The organism is Paraburkholderia caffeinilytica, assembly GCF_046030355.1.
GTDB classification, from domain to species: Bacteria; Pseudomonadota; Gammaproteobacteria; order Burkholderiales; family Burkholderiaceae; genus Paraburkholderia; species Paraburkholderia caffeinilytica_B.
The window spans coordinates 243,424-258,919 of record NZ_JAQQCQ010000011.1; the positions used below are offsets into that span (position 1 = coordinate 243,424).

12 protein-coding genes are annotated in these 15,496 nt (G+C 61.6%); 9 read left to right on the plus strand and 3 right to left on the minus strand.

Annotated features, from left to right (window positions below; genetic code table 11):
• Positions 1–61 precede the first annotated feature (61 nt).
• Both PQQ95_RS18845 and PQQ95_RS18850 read left to right on the plus strand, forming a co-directional pair.
• The gene (locus PQQ95_RS18845; protein ID WP_408439087.1) at positions 62–2,422 is read left to right on the plus strand and encodes an efflux RND transporter permease subunit; all 2,361 of its coding nucleotides are present in this window, start codon (positions 62–64) and stop codon (positions 2,420–2,422) included.
• 163 nt (positions 2,423–2,585) lie between these two features.
• Positions 2,586–3,425 (plus strand): WD40/YVTN/BNR-like repeat-containing protein, encoded by an 840-nt coding sequence (locus tag PQQ95_RS18850; protein WP_408439090.1) that lies wholly within the window; start codon positions 2,586–2,588, stop codon positions 3,423–3,425.
• Positions 3,426–3,563: 138 nt separating this feature from the next.
• Here PQQ95_RS18850 and PQQ95_RS18855 read toward each other — a convergent pair whose 3' ends face one another.
• Together PQQ95_RS18855 and PQQ95_RS18860 are read right to left on the minus strand one after the other, a co-directional pair.
• Positions 3,564–4,739 (minus strand): CaiB/BaiF CoA transferase family protein, encoded by a 1,176-nt coding sequence (locus PQQ95_RS18855; protein ID WP_408439091.1) that lies wholly within the window; start codon positions 4,737–4,739, stop codon positions 3,564–3,566.
• Positions 4,736–6,355, minus strand: a complete 1,620-nt coding sequence (locus PQQ95_RS18860) for a class I adenylate-forming enzyme family protein (RefSeq protein ID WP_408439094.1) — start codon at positions 6,353–6,355, stop codon at positions 4,736–4,738. The genes PQQ95_RS18855 and PQQ95_RS18860 overlap by 4 nt, the downstream gene beginning before the upstream one ends.
• A gap of 153 nt (positions 6,356–6,508) precedes the next feature.
• Here PQQ95_RS18860 and PQQ95_RS18865 point away from each other — a divergent pair, with 153 nt between their 5' ends.
• The 7 genes from PQQ95_RS18865 to PQQ95_RS18895 all read left to right on the plus strand — a co-directional run bounded on the left by PQQ95_RS18865 (position 6,509) and on the right by PQQ95_RS18895 (position 14,311).
• Positions 6,509–7,459, plus strand: a complete 951-nt coding sequence (locus PQQ95_RS18865) for a LysR family transcriptional regulator (protein ID WP_408439095.1) — start codon at positions 6,509–6,511, stop codon at positions 7,457–7,459.
• Between the two features lie 214 nt (positions 7,460–7,673).
• A complete protein-coding gene (locus tag PQQ95_RS18870) occupies positions 7,674–8,759 on the plus strand; it encodes an ABC transporter substrate-binding protein (protein WP_408439098.1) in 1,086 nt (361 codons plus the stop codon).
• Positions 8,760–8,761: 2 nt separating this feature from the next.
• A complete protein-coding gene (locus tag PQQ95_RS18875) occupies positions 8,762–9,604 on the plus strand; it encodes an ABC transporter permease (RefSeq protein ID WP_408439101.1) in 843 nt (280 codons plus the stop codon).
• A gap of 2 nt (positions 9,605–9,606) precedes the next feature.
• The gene (locus PQQ95_RS18880; protein WP_408439103.1) at positions 9,607–10,674 is read left to right on the plus strand and encodes a 2-hydroxyacid dehydrogenase; all 1,068 of its coding nucleotides are present in this window, start codon (positions 9,607–9,609) and stop codon (positions 10,672–10,674) included.
• 20 nt (positions 10,675–10,694) lie between these two features.
• Positions 10,695–12,065 (plus strand): MmgE/PrpD family protein, encoded by a 1,371-nt coding sequence (locus PQQ95_RS18885; protein WP_408439106.1) that lies wholly within the window; start codon positions 10,695–10,697, stop codon positions 12,063–12,065.
• Between the two features lie 16 nt (positions 12,066–12,081).
• A complete protein-coding gene (locus PQQ95_RS18890; RefSeq protein WP_408439108.1) occupies positions 12,082–12,870 on the plus strand; it encodes an ABC transporter ATP-binding protein in 789 nt (262 codons plus the stop codon).
• Positions 12,851–14,311, plus strand: coding sequence for an MmgE/PrpD family protein (locus tag PQQ95_RS18895; protein WP_408439111.1), 1,461 nt, complete (start codon positions 12,851–12,853; stop codon positions 14,309–14,311). Before PQQ95_RS18890 ends, PQQ95_RS18895 begins: the two co-directional genes overlap by 20 nt.
• Here PQQ95_RS18895 and PQQ95_RS18900 read toward each other — a convergent pair.
• The gene (locus tag PQQ95_RS18900; protein WP_408439114.1) at positions 14,289–15,161 is read right to left on the minus strand and encodes a cyclase family protein; all 873 of its coding nucleotides are present in this window, start codon (positions 15,159–15,161) and stop codon (positions 14,289–14,291) included. The two genes, PQQ95_RS18895 and PQQ95_RS18900, sit on opposite strands and share 23 nt — an antisense overlap.
• Positions 15,162–15,496: the final 335 nt, after the last annotated feature.

The window sequence follows — 15,496 nt, forward strand, 5'->3', positions numbered from 1 at the left end:
ATCGAGCGGCCGGCATCCGCTTAACTCATGCCGGCCGGGTGTGACATTTGAAGGAAAAACCGTGTTAAATCGCCTCGTTATCCGTCTGGAGAAATGCTTCTTCGGACATCGCGCGATCGTGCTGGCCGCGATTGGCCTGTTTACCGTCATCATGGCTTTCTTCGCGGTGCAACTGCGAATGGACGCTGGTTTCGAAAAGCAGATGCCGATCGGGCACGAGTACATCAAGACATTTCAGCAATACCGTAGCGACCTGTTGGGTGCGAACCGGCTTACCGTCGTGGTCAGGGCGAAGCATGGGTCGATCTGGACCAAAGCGGGGTTGACGCGCCTCTATAACGTGACGCAAGCGGTCACCTATCTGCCGAATGTCGACCGGTTGGGGGTTCAGTCACTATGGACGCCGAACAGCTTCGTCAATGAAATCACGGAAGAGGGTTTTCGCGCAGAGCCGATCATTCCGGGCACGGTCACGCCGGAAAGTCTGAATCCCGCCGACATTGGCGCGATCCGTCGCTCGACGACCGAGGGCGGTTTCGTCGGCTCGCTGGTTTCGCGCGACCAGTCCGCAGCAATGATCACAGCGGAGATTTCGGAGTTCGGTCCCGACGGCAAGAAGATCGACTACGTGAAGTACAACCATTTGCTGGAAAGCAAGTTGCGTGTGCCATTCGAGGACGGGCAATACGACATCCAGATCATCGGCTTTGCCAAGCAGATCGGCGACATTGCGGACGGCGCCCGCGGGGTGCTGGTGTTCTGCGTGATTGCGTTGCTGCTGACGGCGCTCGCGGTGTACTGGTATTGCCATTCGCTGCGCTTCACGATCCTGCCGATCGCCTGTTCGCTGACTTCGCTGGTGTGGCAATTCGGCACACTGAAGTTACTCGGCTATGGGTTGGACCCGCTTGGTGTTCTGGTGCCATTTCTGGTGTTCGCAATCGGCGTGTCGCACGGCGTGCAGCAGATCAACTTCATCACTCGGGAACTTGCGCACGGAAGCCGGGCGATGACCGCGGCGCGGCACAGCTTCACAGGTCTGCTGATTCCCGGAACGCTTGCGCTCGTCACCGCGCTCCTGTCGTTTATCACATTGTTGCTGATTCCAATTCCGATGATTCGTGAGCTTGCGATTACGGCTTCGCTTGGCGTGGCCTACAAGATCGTCACGAATCTGGTCATGCTGCCGGTCGCGGCGTCGTACTTCACGTTCACCAAGGCCTATGCGAGCAAGGCGATGGCGAGGCACCAGCAGCGGGCGCGCTGGCTGCGGGTCCTCGCACGTGTGTCCAAGCCGCGCAATGCGACGATCGTGCTCCTGGTGGTCGCCGGCGTGCTGATGGCGGCCGTGTGGGAAAGCCGCGACCGCGTGGTGGGCACCTTGCAACCCGGCGCGCCTGAGTTGCGGCCCGAGGCCCGTTTCAATCGCGATGCGGTGTCGATTTCCAACAGCTTTGACGTCGGGCTCGATTGGCTCACGGTCGTCGTCGAGGCGCCTGCGGATTCATGCAGTAACCCTGCGGTCGGCACCTTCGACGACAACATGGAGTACGCACTGAGCGACGTGCCGGGCGTTGTGTCGGTCAGCTCGTATCCAGGCATGCTGCGCACCTACAACGAGGGATACAACGAGGGAAATCCGAAGATGAATGTGGTGCCGATCGATTCGGCTAACTACGCGGGGCTCTCGACCGAAATTGCCCGGGTTCGGGGATATCTGAACAAGGATTGCAGCATGACGGCGGTTAACCTGTACCTGTCTGATCACAAGACGACGACCATCAATCGGGTGATCGACGCCGTGAAGCAGTTTCGCGACACGCACGCGACACCGGGAATCAGGATTCGCCTCGCTGCGGGTAATGCGGGCGTACTCGCGGCAATCAACGACGAAGTCGCAAAGAGCGAGTTGCCGATGATGCTGTACGTGTATGCCGCCATCATCGTGCTGGTGCTTCTCGTCTATCGCGACCTGCGCGCCGTGGTCGCGTGCTGCCTGCCCCTTACGGTCGGCACGTTCATTGGCTACTGGTTCATGAAAGCGTTTGAAATCGGCCTGACTGTGGCAACGCTGCCCGTCATGGTGCTGGCGGTGGGTATCGGCGTCGACTACGCGTTCTACATCTACAACCGTTTACAGCAGCATCTGGCCGATGGGGAGCCGATTGCGCAAGCGCTCGAGCATTCGATTCTCGAAGTGGGAATGGCGACGATCTTTACCGCGATCACGCTCGCCATTGGTGTCGCTACATGGAGCTTCTCCGCACTGAAGTTTCAGGCGGACATGGGGAAGTTGCTGGCGTTCATGTTCGTTGTCAATCTGGTGATGGCGATGACTGCGCTGCCTGCGTTGGCGGTGCTGATGGAGCGTCTCTTTCCAAGGCGAAAGCCCGCGCGCGCGCCGGGTGTTCTGAGCCACTGATGCGGAGAACCCAACGATGACAATGATCAAACACATTTCGACGGCCGCAACGATACTTTTTGCCAGTGCGACGATGGCAACCATGAGCAGTCCTGTTCTGGGAGGCGAAGCGACGCCTCAGTTGCAGGTAAGGCCAGCAGAACATTTTACTGCCGCTTCTCACGTGAAGATTCTCAGCGCCACGCTCGCGGGAAAAAGAATGGTCGCCGTGGGTGATCACGGCGTTATTCTGCTGTCGGACGATAACGGCGTCACGTTCCGGCAGGCGAAGAGCGTGCCGGTGAGTTCAACGCTCACGTCAGTGACGTTTTCCGACCCGCAACGCGGCTGGGCAGTCGGGCATTGGGGCGCCATTATCAGGACGACCGATGGAGGAGAGAACTGGACCTTGCAGCGCAGCGATACGAAGGCTGATCAACCGCTCTTTTCGGTTTACTTCAGAAATTCGACGGAAGGTTGGGCGGTCGGCCTCTGGTCACTGATGCTGCATACCACGGACGGCGGTGCAACCTGGTCGAAGCTCACGTTGTCGCCGCCTGGTGCGAAGAAACTCGATCGCAACCTGTATTCGATTTTCGGGGACCGGCATGACAATCTGTTTATTGCCTGTGAGCAAGGAAGCATAGCCCGCTCGACCGACGGCGGCCAGACATGGAATTTCGTCGATACGGGCTACACGGGTTCGTTCTGGACAGGACTCGCGTTGCAGGACGGCACGTTGCTGGTTGCCGGCTTGCGCGGAACGGTGTACCGCAGCACGGACGGCGGCGATACGTGGGTACGGTCAAGGACGATGGTCAGGAGTTCCGTAACGGATATGGTTCAGATGCCGGACATGTCCGTGATCGCGGTTGGACTCGATGGCGCTTTTTCTTTCAGCAAGGACGATGGGGTGAGCTTCGCTGGCAAGCAGCGAACTGATCGCACTGCGTTGACAGCGGTTGTCGATGGGCATGACGGTCGAATAGTGTTGTTTTCTGCGAATGGTCCGGCGTCGCCATAGCGCCTCGTCGGCGTCATAACGCGTTCTCGATCGTCAACACTTGCATTTCGCTCGTTGAGGACGAGGGCGCGCAAGACCGCTTCGCGCTGACCGGGTATCAGTCCCGAGTTATGGACAGCACGCAGGTGCGTATCGCCCCTACACGACTTTTGCCGCACGTAATGCCGCGATACATGTCGCGGAATATCCGAGCTCGCGCAATATCTCGTCGGTATGCTGGCCTAGCGTAGGCGGTGCGCGTCGCATGGAGGCGGGTGTGTCCGAGAATTTGACCGGAAATCCAAGTTGCGGCAGGGACCCTTCGACAGGATGTTCGATATGCTGCAAAAGTTCGCGTGCGCGAAAATGCGGATCGTCAAACGCCTCTCGCATAGTGTTGATCGCGCTGGCCGGAATGTCCGCACGTGTGAGCAATTCCAGCCACTCGTCACGCGCACGCTGTTTGAAGATCCCCCGCATTGCGTCGATTTGGGCATATGCAGCGTCGCCCTGCGGCCACTGATTGGCGCACCAGTCCCGCCGATCAATCAGCCGGCAGAACGCTTCCCAGAATTTCAGTTCGATAATGCCGAGCGCCAGCCACGCGCCATCGGCGCATTCGTATGTGTTGTAGCACGCGTTGCCGCCCGTGTTGCGATAGGCGCCGCCGCGTGGCTCCTTGCCGGCGAACAGCGTTTCGGCCGCGTGGTACGCGAGAAACATCGCAGTGCCGTCGAACATCGAGACGTCGAGCCATTGACCCTTGCCTGTCGTATGGCGTGCGAGCAGCGCGGCGAGAATCGCATAGAGCGCCATCATCGACCCACCGCCGATGTCCGATATCAGCAGCCCCGGCACGAGCGGCCCGGTGTCGGGACGGCCGAACAGATTCAACGTGCCGAGCAGCGCCATATAGTTGAGGTCGTGACCGGGCGCGAGTCGATAGGGACCATTTTGTCCGAACCCGGACAGCGAACAATAGACGAGTCGTGGATTGATGCCGGCAAGCGTCTCGAAGCCGAGGCCGAGCCGCTCCATCACGCCCGGCCGGAAACCTTCGACGAGTACATCGGCGTTAGCGGCCATGTCGAGCAGCAACGCCTTGCCTTGTGTTGTTTTCAGATCTAGCGTCAAGCTGCGCTTGTTGCGATTGCAGAGCAGGAACGTGCCGGAATCCCCCACACCCATCGGTTCGAACTCGCGTTGATAATCGCCGCGTGACGGCTCTTCGATCTTGATGACGTCCGCGCCCAGATCGCCGAGGAGTTGCGTGCATAGCGCGGCGGGCAGCAACCGGCTGACATCGAGCACCCGCACCCCTTGCAGGGCGTTCATGAGCGGCGCGCCGGCTGGCCTGCGACGGCCGTGTCGAACAGATGTCTCAACTCGCTTTTTTTGACCTTGCCGGTGGTCGTCAGCGGCAAATCGGTTTCCGCCAGGATGCGAAATACACGCGGCACCTTGTACGCCGCAAGTGTCTGCCGACAGAACGCCTGCAGCGCTTCCTCGCTGACGGCCTGGCCGGCGCGCGCGATGACGATCGCGCCGAGCACCTCGTCCTGAATCGCATCCGGTAGCGAGACCACGAACGCGAACTCGACTGCCGGATGCTGCGCGAGCGTCTCTTCGACTTCCGCCGGTGCAACGTTGATGCCGCCCGTCTTGACCATTTCGCTGACACGTCCGCGATACACAATGCGGCCCGCTTCGTCGAGCATGCCGAGGTCGCCGGAACAGAAGAAACCGTCGACGTCGAAGCATGCGGCCGTGCGTGCGGCGTCGCGGTAGTAGCCGGAGAAGAGGCGCCCGGCGATGCGAATCTCGCCGACCTGGCCTGCAGGCAGCACGGCGCCGCTCGTGAGATCGACGATGCGTATCGTGAAGCCGGGCAGCGGCGTGCCCATCGTGGTGGAGCGAATCTCGAAGGATTCCGAGGCGTCGGTGACCGCGCAATTGCCGTACGTCTCGGTTAATCCGTATACGTTGCAGATATCCGCGGGTCCGAGCGCGGCGAGCCGTTTGATCTGCTCAGGGGTGCCGATCGTTGCGCCGGTGCGCAAGGAGGTGAGGCGCTGGGTGTGGTCGGCACGGCAATCGGCGATGGCGCGCACCATGTTCGGCGTGCCGTAAAACACGCTGCACGATTCGGCGTCGATCAACCGCAATGCCTCCGCGGCATTGAACGATTCCTGCAGCACGATCGTGCCGCGGTGCGTGAGCACGTTCATTGCGGCATTCGCGCTGCCGAGACTCCAGAAGAGCGAGACCGCTAGCCACAGGCGGTCCTCGTGCGTGACGTGCTGGCGTTCGCCGATGTACCAGCCGTTTTCGATCAGCCCGTCGTGGCGCAGCAAAATCCCCTTGGGCGCAGCCGTCGATCCCGAACTGTAGACGAGCAACGCGTTATCCGATGGCTCGACAGCGGCGCCAAGCGCCTCGATGGTCGCGGTCGGCACACCCGCGCCGAGTTGCTGGAACTGCGCATACGACAGGTGTGAGGTAGTGGGCGCCGGTAAGTCGCCGATCCATGCTACGTGCCGCAAGGTGGGCAGGCGCTCGGCGAGCGGCTCGAACGACTCGAGCATGGCGTGGAAGTCCTGCCGCAGGAAGGTCGTGGCCGCCACCAGCAGCGACGCTTCGGAGTGGCGCAACGCATATTCGAGTTCGTGCGCGGTCGCCCAGGTGTTCAGGCCGACCGCGATTGCGCCCAGATATTGCGCCGCCCAGGCCAGCACCAGCCATTCGGGCCGGTTGCCCATCAGAATCGCGACGCGATCGCCGTGGCCGATGCCGAGCGCATGCAACGCGGCAGCGGCTTCTTTCACCTGGGTGAGCAGTTCGTCATACGTAAGCCGGACTGCGCCGCCGACGATCGCTTCGTGCTCCGGATCGATTGCTGCCTGCTCTTCCAGCAGCATAGGCAGGGTCTTGCTGGCAGGCATCGTCGCCATACGCTTGTCTCCAACGGATGCGGCTGCAATGGTCGCATTCACGAATGGCCATTAGTACCCCGGCCTGTTAGGGAAAACACAGGGTGGTACTTTATCGAGCGGCACACATAATAAATAGAGATATCTTCACATCGGAATCGATCGGTAACTACGATGAAACGACTCAATCTGGTTAATCTGGAGACCGTGTGCTGGATATCGCGGCTCGGCACCTTCCATCTCGCAGCCGAACGCCTGAACACGACACAATCGGCCGTTTCCGGCCGCGTGCGTGAACTTGAAAACTCCACCGGTCTCACGCTGTTCCAGCGCCACGGGCGTCGCATGGAACTGACCGCGCATGGCCGTGAACTGGTGCGGCGGCTCGAGCCGCTTCTGCATCAGATTGAAGACGTCGTAGTGTCGCTCGACAATCCGGGAGCGGCCACCGGAATCGTACGGATCGGCGTGGGCGAAGCGGTGGCCCTGAGCTGGTTCGGCGACTTTCTGTCGAAGGTGAAGCGCCTGATGCCGAAGGTCGTGTTCGAAGTCGAGATCAATCTGAACATCATTGCGCGGCAAAAGCTCGAAACCGGCAAGCTCGATGTGGCGATCGTCGCGGGGCCGTTCGACGAACACCGCATCACCAAGCTGCCGGTCGGCTACGCGCGCTTTATCTGGGTCATGTCGCCGAGCCTCGCGGCGGCCTGTCCGCGCGAGGCGGGTGTGCTCGAACTGTTCGAGCGCTTCCCGGTGTGGTCGCTGCCGCGTCCCGCCACGATGTTTCCGGCGACGCAAGCCGCGCTGCGCGAGATCGGCGTGAAAGCAGTCGACGTCAATACGTGTGATTACCTGAGTGCACTCAGCCAGGTGATTGTGGCGGGCGGCGGACTTGCGCTGTTACCTGAAGATCTTGTGGCAGGCGATCTGGCTAGCGGCCGGCTGGTGCGCCTCGCGCCCGAATTGCACCCGCAAGATGTCGAATTTTTTGTTGCGTGGCACAACGATCAGGAGCACTCGGTGTTGCGTTATGTCGTCGATACGGCCGTGGCCAGCAGCTCGTTCAGACGCCGGCCGGCGCCTGAGAACAGGCTCACGAAAGTCGAGCAACTAGCCGGAATGTAGGGGTGAACCCGCGCTGCCTGCAGTTTTTCTGATCCATTGTGCCGTGCAAACATCACGTTTGTAGATCATTCCGTATCAGAAATTGTAAGTAGTTCGCGGCAAGTGCCTGGTATAAAGTTTGTGTCAATCGCTGAAGACGCGACCGGCATCCAAGCCTTCTAACAGAGGCGCATTGCGCGGCAAGCGACACAGAACGATGTACCAGGAGGAGACAATGACACAGTCGTATCGCACGGCTTCGTACACGGCCGCGCGCAATAAACGCCTCATCGGACCTCATCTGCTTCTGCTGGCCGCACTGATGCTTGCGGTTGCAGCATGTCTCGCATCGTTTCGTGCCCACGCAGCCGAGTCGGTCAAGATCTCCGCGTTCGACGGCTCATTTATCAATTTTCCGCTATACGTTGCGGCCGATCTGCATCTGTTCCAGAAACATGGCGTCAATGCCGAACTGATTTACGGCACCGGGATTCAGACAACCAACATGGTGGTCAGCGGTGCGACCGAATTCGGTGGCTTTGCGGTCGAGCACGGTGTACAGGTGATCGGAAAAGGACAGAAGCTGAAGCTTCTCGTGCTCAACGAGACCAATCCGCCTTTCGATCTGATCGTGCGCAAGGACGTCGCACTGCCGAATCTCGCGAAAGGCTATCCGCAGAGTATCGCCGACCTGAAGGGCCTGAAGCTCGGCGTCAGCACGCCGGGCGCGAGCGCCGACACGAGCTTGCGCCTGCTGCTCAAACAGGCCGGCCTCGATCCGGATCGAGACGTGCATCTGGTGCCCATCGGCGACCCGACCACACAGCTTGCTGCACTGCGCAATCACACCGTCGACGGTGCAATGGCGTTCGAGCCGATCCAGACGCAGGCGGTACTCGGTGAAAAAATTGCCAAATCGGTCGTCAACCTGGAAAAGGGCGACGCGGGGCCTGACATCTATCGCAGCTACGCGTTTAACGGTGTGTTCGCACGGCAGGATTACATCGACAAACACCCCGCGGTCGTGAAGTCGGTAGTTGATGCGGTAGTGGAAGCCGAACAACTGATCAACGATCCTGCCCATCTCGACGAAGTCGTGAAGGTTGCAGCGAACCGCATGCACGGCATCGCGCCCGAGTTGCTCAAGCAATACATTGAAACCTATCGCGGCATTTTCGTGCCGATCGCAACGCCGGCGGCGATTGCCAACGTGAACCGCTTCCTGCAGTTCCAGCAGCAGATCACGACACCGGTGCCGTATGAACAGGTGGTGGCGGCGGCGTTCATGCCGAAGACGTTCACACCGATCTCGGGGAAATGATCATGATGAGTCGCAAAGCCGCCCACCGGAGCATGCTCGCCACTTCGCACCATGACGCTCCGGCGCGGCGCAGAAACCGCACGGCGGTCAAGGTCGTGATCGCGCGCACGCTGCTGATCGTCGCTGTGCTGGCGATCTGGCAGGGCGTGGTGAGCGTCGGACTTGTCGACCCGTTCTGGATCAGCAGTCCGGTTCTGGTGGCGAAGGAACTCTGGAACCAGACGGTCAGCGGCACGCTGTTGTCGGACGTCGGCATCACCGTGTTCGAGGCGCTGGTCGCCTTCGTGATCTCATCGATACTCGGCATTGCGAGCGGCTTGCTGTTGGCGCGCTCGCCGTTCTGGGACATGGTGTTTGCGCCGCTGATCGTGGTGCTCAACAGCATGCCGCGGGTTGCGATCGCGCCGCTCATCATCCTCTGGTTCGGTATCGGCCTTGCCGCGAAAGTAATCACTGCATTTACGCTGGTGTATTTCATTCTGCTGGTGAATACGCTGAGCGGCGCGAAGAATGTCGATAACGACATTCGCACGATTGCATTGCTGATGGGTGCGTCGCGCCGGGACATGTTGTTAAAGGTGACCTTGCCTTCCGCACTGCCGTGGATTTTTGCCGGACTCAATCTGGGGCTGACGTATTCGCTGCTCGGCGTGATCGTCGCCGAAATCCTGTCGTCGAATCAAGGGCTCGGCTTCGTGATTGCGCATAACGCCGGCAGCTTCAATACGGCGGGCGTGTTCGCAGGTCTGATTGCGTTGTCGCTGGTGGCGTGGTTGTTTGCGATCGTGATGCGCGTGATCGAGTCTCGCCTGCTGGCGTGGAAACCTTCGACGACGAGTGCCTGATCATGAGCGCCCAAACCATTCTTTTTCTCGATGACGATCCGGTCGTGCGGATCGCGCGCAGTGTGTTGTGCAATGAGGCGGATGCCGGCTGGCTGCGCGACTACTTCGCGCCGGAGACGCCGGATTTGACGCCGCTTGTTGAAGCAGCGCGCGGTATCACGCGTGGCGACGGCGTGCGCGTCCAGCTCGCGGAGGGGGCCGACCCGCGCGAATTCGATCCGACGGTGATCGTGTTCCGGCGTGGCGTCGTGTCGGCGGAGTGCATCGCTGCATGTGGGCGCCTGAAGCTTATCCAGCGCCTTGGCGAGCGCGCCGATGGCATCGATGTCGAAGCCGCGCGCGCCGGCGGCGTGGCGGTATCGTGTCTGCCGCGACGCACCCTCGATTTCACGGCGGAACATGCGGTGCTGTTGATGCTCGCGCTCGGCAAGAAGTTGACGGCTTGCGACCGGCTGGTGCGATTGAGCAGTACGCCGAGTTCCGCTGGCGTGAATGGCGTCGCGTACAACTGGCCCGCTATCGGCGGTCTCACGGGACTCAACGGCAAGACGCTCGGCGTAGTCGGACTCGGTGAAGTCGGCACGCTGGTGGTGAGGTTGGCGCGCGCGTTCGGCATGAAGGTGATCTATACGAAACGCAAACCGTTGACGCATGCAGAAGAAACGACACTCGGCGCAAGCTTCGACACGCTGCCGGGTCTGCTGGCATGCGCCGATTTCGTCTCGCTGCATGCGGCCAACCTGCCGGAAAACCGCGGCATGATGGGGCGTGCCGAATTCGCCGCAATGCGTCCGGACGCATTCTTCATTAACACGAGTCGCGGTGGCCTGGTCGATGAAGATGCATTGTTCGATGCGCTGCGCGCAGGCGCGATCGCGGGTGCGGGACTCGATGTGCACGGCGTCGAGCCGCGGCCGGCGAGCGACCGCTTTTGCACGTTGGAGAATGTCATCTTGACGCCGCATGTTGCCGGGGGCTCGCGCACGGGCTTGCTGGTGGAGTTGCGCACGCTGCTCGAAAACTGCCGCGCGGCATTCGAAGGCGCCGCGCTGGCGCACCGCATCGTATGACGAGCGCCGGCCTTCCAACCATGACCGCGCTCGAACACATCGCGCAATGGGTCCATTCCGCAGATATTGAACGCATGCCCGATGCCGGGCTGGCGACTGCTCGTCTCGCCTTTGCCGATACGGTCGCGGTTACGCTGATCGGCTCGCGGCGCGCCGCGCCACGTATCGTCGCGAGCCTCGAACCGTCCGTTCCGCAGCATATGCCGGCGTCGCTTGTCGGCATGCGCAGCCGCGCATCTGTTTCGCGTGCCGCGCTCATCAACGGCACCTCGGCACATGCGGATCTGTTCGACGACAATAGCGCGCCGATGATCGCGCATCCGAGCGCATCGCTGGTCTCCGCGCTGTTGCCGCTGGCGCAGTACAACGGCGCAAATGGGCGCGATCTGCTGCTTGCGTATTGCACGGGCTTCGAAGTTGGCGTGAAGTTGGGCCGCGCATTGAACCCTACGCTTTATGAACGCGGCTGGCACGTCACGCGAGTACTTGGTGTGCTCGGCACGACTGCGGCCTGCTGCCGTCTTGCCGGCTTGAGCGTCGGGCAAACGGTCAACGCGCTCGGCATCGCGACGTCGGCGGCCGGCGGCCTGCGTCAGCATTTCGGCACGATGACGATGGCGCTGCATGCCGGCTGGAGCGCGCGCGATGCCGTCGATGCGACGCAACTCGCTGTCCGCGGGTTCGACGCGGATCCGGCCGGCCTCGATGGCCGTTATGGACTGGCGCGTGTGTTTGCGCAACTGGAGCTTGGGTCCTTGGGCCTCGGCGAGTCGTTTGAACTGATCGAGTCGGGCATCATTTTCAAGCCGTATCCATGCGGTGCGCCGACCCATGCGGCGATCGACGCGGCACTTGCATTAGGTACGCAGTACCACGTGGACCCGGCACAGATCGAATCGATCGTCTGTCACGTTCATCCGTGGAATGCGATGACGCTGCGCGAGGAATTGCCGTCGACCGCCAATCAGGCGCGTGTCCATCTGCGGTTTTGCATCGCGGCCGCGCTGCGTTTCGGCCGCGTGACCCCCGACGAGTTTTCCGTGGATGCGCTAAACGATCCACTCGTCCAACGCTTGATTCACGTTACCGACATCAGTATCGATGCCACTTTGCCCGACAACGGCGAATTTCCCGCAGCCGTCACGCTGCAACTGCGCGACGGCCGCCGCCTGAGCGAACGCCGCGATGTGCCGCCGGGCGGGTCGGGGCGCCGGCTCGATACCGCACAGATTCAAGCGAAGTTTCGCCAGTGCGCCGCGGGGGTACTGACCGATGACACATGTGAATGGGCGATCGCCACGCTGGCGCGGCTCGACACCCTGGCCGACGTAGATGCACTCGCGCTAGCGCTCGAAGGCGACGGTCCGCTTGCCGTGCCGCCTGCACCGTAGATAGAAGGAGACCACGATGAGCACCGTAGCCACCGAAGCGCAGATTCAGATACGCAACGTCGACATACGTTTTGCACCCGAGGGCCGTGAGGTCGTGACGGCCGCGCAGGGCGTAACGCTGGATGTGCCGCACGGATCGATTGTCACGATCGTCGGGCCGTCCGGTTGCGGCAAATCGACGATGCTCAACGCGGTGTCGGGCTTGCTCGAACCTTCGAGCGGAGTCGTTAAGGTAGGCGGCAAGCCCGTGTCGGGCATTCGCAATGATGTGGGCTACATGTTCGCCCGCGACGGCATGATGCCGTGGCGCACCGCGGTCGAGAATGTCGAATTCGGTCTCGAGGTGCGCCGCGTGCCGAATCATCACGAGATCGCGCGCGAATGGCTGCGCCGGGTCGGCCTCGCGCAATTCGAAAACCACTACCGGCACGAACTGTCGCACGGGATGCGGCAGCGCGTTGCCGTTGCGCGCACCTTCGCGACCAACCCGGACATTCTGTTGATGGACGAACCATTCGGTGCGCTGGACAGCCAGACCCGGCTAAAGCTACAGGAGCTGTTTCTGTCGGTCTGGGAGAGTTCGCGCAAGACGGTGTTGTTCGTCACGCACGATCTGCATGAAGCAATTTTTCTGTCCGATATCGTGGTGGTATTCACGAACCGGCCCGGACGGGTGAAGTCGATCATCCCCGTCGATCTGCCGAGGCCACGCCTGCCGCCCGCGGAACTCGCCGCCGCGCCCGAATACCAGGACATTCACTCACGCATCTGGGGCAGTCTCAAGGATGAAGTCAACCACTTCTGATGTGCCGCGCGCGGCACATCATTCGACTCATCAGTCAGCGCCCAGTATCAGCCAGCAGTGCGCTGACTGGGTAGCGGGCCTGCAACTCGACGATTGCCCGGCAGCGTTGCTCGAGGCGACTCGCTGGCGTCTGCTCGACACCCTCGGTGTCGGGCTCGCGGCCACGGCGTTGCCGGCCGCACAGGCGATGGTCGGAGCGGCGGACGATCTCTCCGACGGCGCGCACGCCGACGTGATCGGCAGCGGCGGGCGGCGCGCGTCGGTGCCATGGGCTGCACTCGCGAATGGCACGCTATTTCACGGCTTGATCTTCGACGACACGCACGGCGAGACGATCGTCCATCCGAGCAGCGTGGTCGTGGCCGCGGCGTTGGCGGCCGCGCAGGCGAATCGCGCGAGCGGCCGTGAGTTTCTCACCGCGATGATCGCGGGGAGCGAAATCACCTGCCGGATTGGACTTGCCGCTGTGCGCCGGTTTCATGCGGCCGGATTTCAACCGACCGCGGTAGTCGGCCCGCTAGGCGCGACATTCGCGGCCGGCAAACTGTATCGGCTGGATGCCCGGCAGCTCGCACACGCGGTAGGCATCGCGGGCAGCTTTGTTTCCGGCATCATCGAAAGCTGGACCGATGGTGCATGGGCGCAACTGCTGCATGCAGGCTGGGCCGCGCACAGCGGCATTGTTGCCGCGACGTTGGGACGGCGTGGTTTCTCGGGGCCGGCAACCGTGATCGAGGGTAACGCCGGCGTGTTGTGCACGCATACGCGGTCCAATGGCGCACCGTTCGCGTTCGAGCGCATCACCGATGCGTTGGGCGAGCGCTGGGAGAGCCGGCAGATCGCTTTCAAGCCCTTCCCATGCGGCCACGTGATTCATCCGTTTCTCGATGCGCTGCTCGCATTGCATCGCGAAGGATTGGAGGCGGATCAGGTGAAGCGCATTGTTTGCCCGATCGCCGACTACATGATTCCGGTAGTGTGCTCGCCGGTCGAGCAGAAGCGCCGCCCGCGCAGCGATGCGCAGGCGCGCACGAGCCTTCAGTATTCGCTCGCCGAGGCGCTGCATCACGGCTATCTCGACGCGCGCAGCTATCGGCCGGAGAGTCTGAACGATCCGCGGATTCTCGCGCTCGCGGACCGGATCGAAGTGCAGGTCGACGATACCGCGCCCGATAGCCGTATCTTCAAAGGCTGGGTGATCGTGCATACGGTCGACGGCCGGGTGCTGGAGAAGGTCGTGCCGTCCACGCGCGGTAGTCTGGATAATCCGATGAGCGAAGTGGAACTGCGCGACAAATTCTTCGCGAATGCTTCGTTGCGGCTCTCGTCCGACGCTGCGCAGCGCGTCTTTGATCTGGTATTTCGGATTGACACGCATGCGAGCGTGGATGAACTGATGTCCGCGTGCAACGGCGACCCTAGAGAATCGCCATCGGACTGAGCGGACTCGCGGTGCCGCCGACGATCGGCAACGCTGCCGCCGCGAAGAAGAACGCCGTGGCCCCGCTTGCGGCGAGTTCGTCGAGCACGAGCCCTTCGAGCAGCAACACGCCGTAGTCGCGGATCACGCGCTGGTGCACGGGAAACACGGTGCCCTTGGGGAATGGGATCGTTTCGATCGCGTAGTTGTCAGCGCCGATTACCGCGACGCCGGATTCGGCGAGCCATAGCGCGGCGTCCAGATCGAGGCCGGGCTCGCCGTCGAAATAGTCGGCTTGCGCGCCGTGCGTTTCGAACCAGCCCGTGCGAATCAGCACTACGTCGCCCGCTTCGGGGGCGAAGTCCGCTGCTGCTGCGATCGTCTGCAATTCCGCGCGGCCGATGAATTCACCTGCCGCGAGTGGCGCGCCGCGATGTTTCATCACGTCGAACAGCAGACCGCGCGTGGCGATTGGCGGCAGTTTATCGACCCCGCAGCGGCTCGCGCCGAAGGTGCTGCGAATCGAGTTCTGCGAGAAGCCGTTGTACAGCTCGTCGTCGTACCAGACATGACATAGCGCGTCGAGATGCGTGCCGAGATGCGCGGGCATGACGAGCGTATCTTCCGCGAACTGGAAACCGCCCGGACGTTTGCCGCCTGCCGCGTAATCGCCGCCGTCGCGATTCATGAAATGCATCACGCTGCTGCGGCCGTGCGGCACGGGTGTGTGCTCGGAGATCGGCTGCGCAAGGCTGACGACACGGCCGCTCGATACCAGTTGCGCGGCGCGGCGCACTTTCAGCGGATCGATCGAACGCAATGCGCCGGCTTCGTTTTCTTGTCCCCAGCGGTGCCACGCTTCTTTTGCCATGCAGGTCTCCTTGTGCAATCACAGCGTAAAGCAAAGCGACACGAAGATGGCGTGGAAATTTCAATGTATACCGATCGATTTGAGCAACGGAATCGATTCGCTTCGCAGATCGAATTTCATAACTTTATATCGCTATACGTTATCAATCGATGTCTTTAACTTCGATGCTGCGCCCCTCATCGAGCGGCGCATCAGCTCGCAACCGGCAGGCCGCGCATCGCACTGATGTGCAGCACACGGTTCGAAGAAGGAGACAAGTACAGATGAACCCCACGAAGTACGGCGGAGTAATCGGGTGCGCGTTCTACGCACCGGGCGGTGAGCCACATGGCTCA

Bases quoted from the DNA above. Each gene is read 5' to 3' on its own strand.
- PQQ95_RS18885 (WP_408439106.1), top strand. From the start codon at position 10,695: ATGACCGCGCTCGAACACATCGCGCAATGGGTCCATTCCGCAGATATT.
- PQQ95_RS18855 (WP_408439091.1), bottom strand. From the start codon at position 4,739: ATGAACGCCCTGCAAGGGGTGCGGGTGCTCGATGTCAGCCGGTTGCTG.
- PQQ95_RS18890 (WP_408439108.1), top strand. From the start codon at position 12,082: ATGAGCACCGTAGCCACCGAAGCGCAGATTCAGATACGCAACGTCGAC.
- PQQ95_RS18900 (WP_408439114.1), bottom strand. From the start codon at position 15,161: ATGGCAAAAGAAGCGTGGCACCGCTGGGGACAAGAAAACGAAGCCGGC.
- PQQ95_RS18870 (WP_408439098.1), top strand. From the start codon at position 7,674: ATGACACAGTCGTATCGCACGGCTTCGTACACGGCCGCGCGCAATAAA.
- PQQ95_RS18865 (WP_408439095.1), top strand. From the start codon at position 6,509: ATGAAACGACTCAATCTGGTTAATCTGGAGACCGTGTGCTGGATATCG.
- PQQ95_RS18875 (WP_408439101.1), top strand. From the start codon at position 8,762: ATGATGAGTCGCAAAGCCGCCCACCGGAGCATGCTCGCCACTTCGCAC.
- PQQ95_RS18860 (WP_408439094.1), bottom strand. From the start codon at position 6,355: ATGGCGACGATGCCTGCCAGCAAGACCCTGCCTATGCTGCTGGAAGAG.
- PQQ95_RS18880 (WP_408439103.1), top strand. From the start codon at position 9,607: ATGAGCGCCCAAACCATTCTTTTTCTCGATGACGATCCGGTCGTGCGG.
- PQQ95_RS18895 (WP_408439111.1), top strand. From the start codon at position 12,851: ATGAAGTCAACCACTTCTGATGTGCCGCGCGCGGCACATCATTCGACT.